This window comes from Bacillus sp. NEAU-Y102 (assembly GCF_054788175.1).
This window is the reverse complement of sequence record NZ_JBTWFK010000030.1, coordinates 1-5,000: the sequence shown is the minus strand read 5'-3', so window position 1 is coordinate 5,000 and position 5,000 is coordinate 1. Positions and strand designations below refer to the sequence as shown.

Genomic DNA, 5,000 nt, shown 5'->3' with positions numbered 1-5,000 from the left:
TCCCATCATTCTATTTTGGAGTCAAAAAAGCGGTTGCACTTCTCTTGCCAATTGGTTCTTTTACCAGATTGATTTATTGCAAACAGCTCTAAGTTATAGTCCTTTCATTCATAATTTTGAATACGATATATACAAAAGTACACCTGCCTATAGTGTACGACTAGGTGTAGCGTTACGAGAAAAACAAAAAGAAACGTTTAAACTTGTTCGTAACCCTTATAGGAGAGCAGTCAGTTCTTTCGTGTCCTTAATTGGACCTCCTTATATGGAAAATCCGGAATGGAAACCCATCCGAAAGTTTTTATATCAAGATGAAAATTCCCCCAAAGGGATCTCATTCAAACAATTTTTATACTATCTATTTATGAAAGGGGCTCACGCAAGTGATATTAACCCACATTTCACACAACAATATATAGCTGGTGAAGAAGAATATGTGACCAATTATATATACTTAGAAAACTTCGATCAGGAAATGAAAGAATTAGAAAAGCGTTTCGAATTAAAAACCGCACCAATAAATGAGTTCTCAACATCATGGCATCATCAAACTTCCGCCATGATTTATAAAGGGAATTTTAGCGAAGCTGATATTACTGATCCTTTATTTCCCCGTCATCCAACTTTTGAAAGCTTTTATGATACTGAATGTATACAACTTGTTCAAACAATATTTCAAAATGATTTCGACACATATAAATACAGCAAAGAATATCCATACTAATTTTAGTCTATTATCTTTTTAACATTTCAATTATATAAATCATACTGTTTAACAGTCTCTATTCTCCACCTTATTACCTTTTAATAGATTACATAACTTTTGCTTATCCGCCCATCCTACTCCGATTAAAACTAAACTCGCTCCCATTATTACCCTCCATGTCAGAGACTCATTTAATAGAATAATTGAAGTAGCGATACTTATTAATGGTAATGCATTTAAATATAATCCGCTTACTGATGCTGAAACTCTCTCTAGCGCTTTATTCCAAAACCAATATGCTAAAATTGTTGCTCCAATAACAAGGTATATTACACTAAGTCCCGTTTTCCAAGTTTCAATCTTTGGTAAACCGTAATAAAGAATTTCTACCAGTGCAAACGGTAATAGAATAACAGCTCCGATAATTAAAGTTAACGTTGTAAAAACCTCGTTTGATAAATACTGTTCTTGTTTTGGTCGTTTTAGCAAAACCGTGTAGAAAGCAAATAGAAAAGTACTTAATAATATCAGTATATCTCCTATTAAAGACACTTCTTGATCAGCACTTTTAGATGGAATCGTAATAAAGAGTACTCCTATAGCACCCAATATAATCCCTATCCAATAATTCAATCGAATTTTCTCTTTCAAGAAGAATGCTGAAAAAAGAATTGTAACTAATGGTAATGCAGCATCTATGATACTAACATGTAATCCACTTGTTAAAGAAATACCATACGATGTGAACATAAAATACCCAGCTACACCGGTAAAGGCTAACAAACTCATTCTTTGCCATGGAACTTTTTTATGTACAACTGATTTTTGTAGTTGCTTAAGTGAAAATAGCATACAAATTCCACCTGCAAAGAAAAGACGAATAAACAACAAAGTAAACGGCTGAATAGATTCTAACACCCATTTTGTTGGTGCAATAGCTGTCCCCCATAATATAACAGCCACTAATAACATGCATATTTCTTTCATAATCCCCCACACCCATCAAAAATATATGTTAACCACCTTAATTATAGATTTTTTCTTATGTAAAATCCTTTAAAAACACAAAAGGTTATGTAAGATTACAAATATTCTTTTTACATCTCGATTATATTTTCACAAAAGGTAATTCTTACCTTTATATTTCAAGCAATAAAAATAAACACAAAAAAACCTAAGTCGAAACGACTTAGGTTTTTGCTTGGCGACGTCCTACTCTCACAGGGACAAGGTCCCAACTACCATCGGCGCTAGAGAGCTTAACTTCCGTGTTCGGTATGGGAACGGGTGTGACCTCTCTGCCATCATCACCAAACTATGAAGGCATATTCCTTCAAAACTAGATAACATTGCTACATATTATATGGTTAAGTCCTCGATCTATTAGTATTCGTCAGCTCCACATGTCACCATGCTTCCACCTCGAACCTATCAACCTGATCATCTTTCAGGGATCTTACTAGCTTACGCTATGGGAAATCTCATCTTGAGGGGGGCTTCATGCTTAGATGCTTTCAGCACTTATCCCTTCCGCACATAGCTACCCAGCTATGCCCTTGGCAGAACAACTGGTACACCAGCGGTGCGTCCATCCCGGTCCTCTCGTACTAAGGACAGCTCCTCTCAAATTTCCTACGCCCACGACGGATAGGGACCGAACTGTCTCACGACGTTCTGAACCCAGCTCGCGTACCGCTTTAATGGGCGAACAGCCCAACCCTTGGGACCGACTACAGCCCCAGGATGCGATGAGCCGACATCGAGGTGCCAAACCTCCCCGTCGATGTGGACTCTTGGGGGAGATAAGCCTGTTATCCCCGGGGTAGCTTTTATCCGTTGAGCGATGGCCCTTCCATGCGGAACCACCGGATCACTAAGCCCGACTTTCGTCCCTGCTCGACTTGTAGGTCTCGCAGTCAAGCTCCCTTATGCCTTTGCACTCTACGAATGATTTCCAACCATTCTGAGGGAACCTTTGGGCGCCTCCGTTACACTTTAGGAGGCGACCGCCCCAGTCAAACTGCCCACCTGACACTGTCTCCCGGGTCGATAAGACCCGTAGGTTAGAATTTCAATACAGTCAGGGCGGTATCCCACCAGCGCCTCCACCGAAGCTAGCGCTCCGGTTTCAATGGCTCCCGCCTATCCTGTACAAACTGTACCAAAATTCAATATCAGGCTACAGTAAAGCTCCACGGGGTCTTTCCGTCCTGTCGCGGGTAACCTGCATCTTCACAGGTACTATAATTTCACCGAGTCTCTGGTTGAGACAGTGCCCAAATCGTTACACCTTTCGTGCGGGTCGGAACTTACCCGACAAGGAATTTCGCTACCTTAGGACCGTTATAGTTACGGCCGCCGTTTACTGGGGCTTCAGTTCAGAGCTTCGCTTACGCTAACCCCTCTCCTTAACCTTCCAGCACCGGGCAGGTGTCACCCCCTATACTTCGCCTTACGGCTTCGCAGAGAGCTGTGTTTTTGCTAAACAGTCGCTTGGGCCTATTCACTGCGGCTTTCCGTTAAGAAAGCACCCCTTCTCCCGAAGTTACGGGGTCATTTTGCCGAGTTCCTTAACCAGAGTTCTCTCGCACACCTTAGGATTCTCTCCTCGCCTACCTGTGTCGGTTTGCGGTACAGGCACCTTTTATCTCGCTAGAAGCTTTTCTTGGCAGCGGGGAATCAAAGACTTCGCTCCATAAGGAGCTTCCCCATCACAGCTCAGCCTTTACGATAAGCGGATTTGCCTACTTATCAGCCTAACTGCTTGGACGTGCACAACCAATCGCACGCTTCTTCTATCCTTCTGCGTCCCTCCATTGCTCAAACGATAAAGAGGTGGTACAGGAATATCAACCTGTTGTCCATCGCCTACGCCTGTCGGCCTCGGCTTAGGTCCTGACTAACCCTGAGCGGACGAGCCTTCCTCAGGAAACCTTAGGCATTCGGTGGACGGGATTCTCACCCGTCTTTCGCTACTCATACCGGCATTCTCACTTCTAAGCGCTCCACCAGTCCTTCCGGTCTGACTTCACTGCACTTAGAACGCTCCCCTACCACTGATACCATTGGTATCAATTCGCAGCTTCGGTGGTGTATTTAGCCCCGGTACATTTTCGGCGCAGAGTCACTCGACTAGTGAGCTATTACGCACTCTTTAAATGGTGGCTGCTTCTAAGCCAACATCCTAGTTGTCTAAGCAACTCCACATCCTTTTCCACTTAATACACACTTTGGGACCTTAGCTGGCGATCTGGGCTGTTTCCCTCTTGACTACGGATCTTATCACTCGCAGTCTGACTCCTAAGGATAAGTCATTGGCATTCGGAGTTTGACTGAATTCGGTAATCCGATGAGGACCCCTAGTTCAATCAGTGCTCTACCTCCAAGACTCTTACACTTAAGGCTAGCCCTAAAGCTATTTCGGGGAGAACCAGCTATCTCCAGGTTCGATTGGAATTTCTCCGCTACCCACACCTCATCCCCGCACTTTTCAACGTGCGTGGGTTCGGGCCTCCATTCAGTGTTACCTGAACTTCACCCTGGACATGGGTAGATCACCTGGTTTCGGGTCTACGACCACGTACTAAACGCCCTATTCAGACTCGCTTTCGCTGCGGCTCCGCCTCTTCAGCTTAACCTTGCACGGGATCGTAACTCGCCGGTTCATTCTACAAAAGGCACGCCATCACCCATTAACGGGCTCTGACTATTTGTAGGCACACGGTTTCAGGATCTCTTTCACTCCCCTTCCGGGGTGCTTTTCACCTTTCCCTCACGGTACTGGTTCACTATCGATCACTAGGGAGTATTTAGCCTTGGGAGATGGTCCTCCCAGATTCCGACGGAATTTCACGTGTTCCGCCGTACTCAGGATACATTCAAGAGAGAACGAAGTTTCGACTACGGGGTTGTTACCCTCTACGACGGACCTTTCCAGGTCGCTTCGTCTACCTCGTTCCTTTGTAACTCCGTATAGAATGTCCTACAACCCCAAGAGGCAAGCCTCTTGGTTTGGGCTATGTTCCGTTTCGCTCGCCGCTACTCAGGAAATCGCATTTGCTTTCTCTTCCTCCAGGTACTTAGATGTTTCAGTTCCCTGGGTCTGTCTTCCATACCCTATGTATTCAGGTAAGGATACCATACCATTACGTATAGTGGGTTTCCCCATTCGGAAATCTTCGGATCAAAGCTTACTTACAGCTCCCCGAAGCATATCGGCGTTAGTCCCGTCCTTCATCGACTCCTAGTGTCAAGGCATCCACCGTGCGCCCTTTCTAACTTAACCAAACTAAAA

2 protein-coding genes and 2 rRNA genes (1 of these 4 running past the window's edge) are annotated in these 5,000 nt (G+C 44.1%); 1 reads left to right on the top strand and 3 read right to left on the bottom strand.

What is annotated here, in order from left to right:
* Positions 1-724, top strand: the 3' portion of a protein-coding gene (locus tag ACYFX0_RS30875) for a sulfotransferase family 2 domain-containing protein (protein WP_000483045.1). Its footprint begins 68 nt before the window's first position; only the last 724 of its 792 coding nucleotides appear in the window; its start codon lies off the left edge, out of view; its stop codon occupies positions 722-724.
* A 48-nt stretch (positions 725-772) separates the two neighbouring features.
* Here the strand turns inward: ACYFX0_RS30875 and ACYFX0_RS30870 are convergent, their stop codons facing one another.
* The 3 genes from ACYFX0_RS30870 to ACYFX0_RS30860 all read right to left on the bottom strand — a co-directional run bounded on the left by ACYFX0_RS30870 (position 773) and on the right by ACYFX0_RS30860 (position 4,991).
* A complete protein-coding gene (locus tag ACYFX0_RS30870) occupies positions 773-1,693 on the bottom strand; it encodes a DMT family transporter (RefSeq protein WP_106082611.1) in 921 nt (306 codons plus the stop codon).
* Positions 1,694-1,905: 212 nt separating this feature from the next.
* Positions 1,906-2,021 (bottom strand): 5S ribosomal RNA (rrf, locus tag ACYFX0_RS30865).
* A gap of 48 nt (positions 2,022-2,069) precedes the next feature.
* Positions 2,070-4,991 (bottom strand): 23S ribosomal RNA (locus ACYFX0_RS30860).
* Between the last annotated feature and the right edge of the window lie 9 nt (positions 4,992-5,000).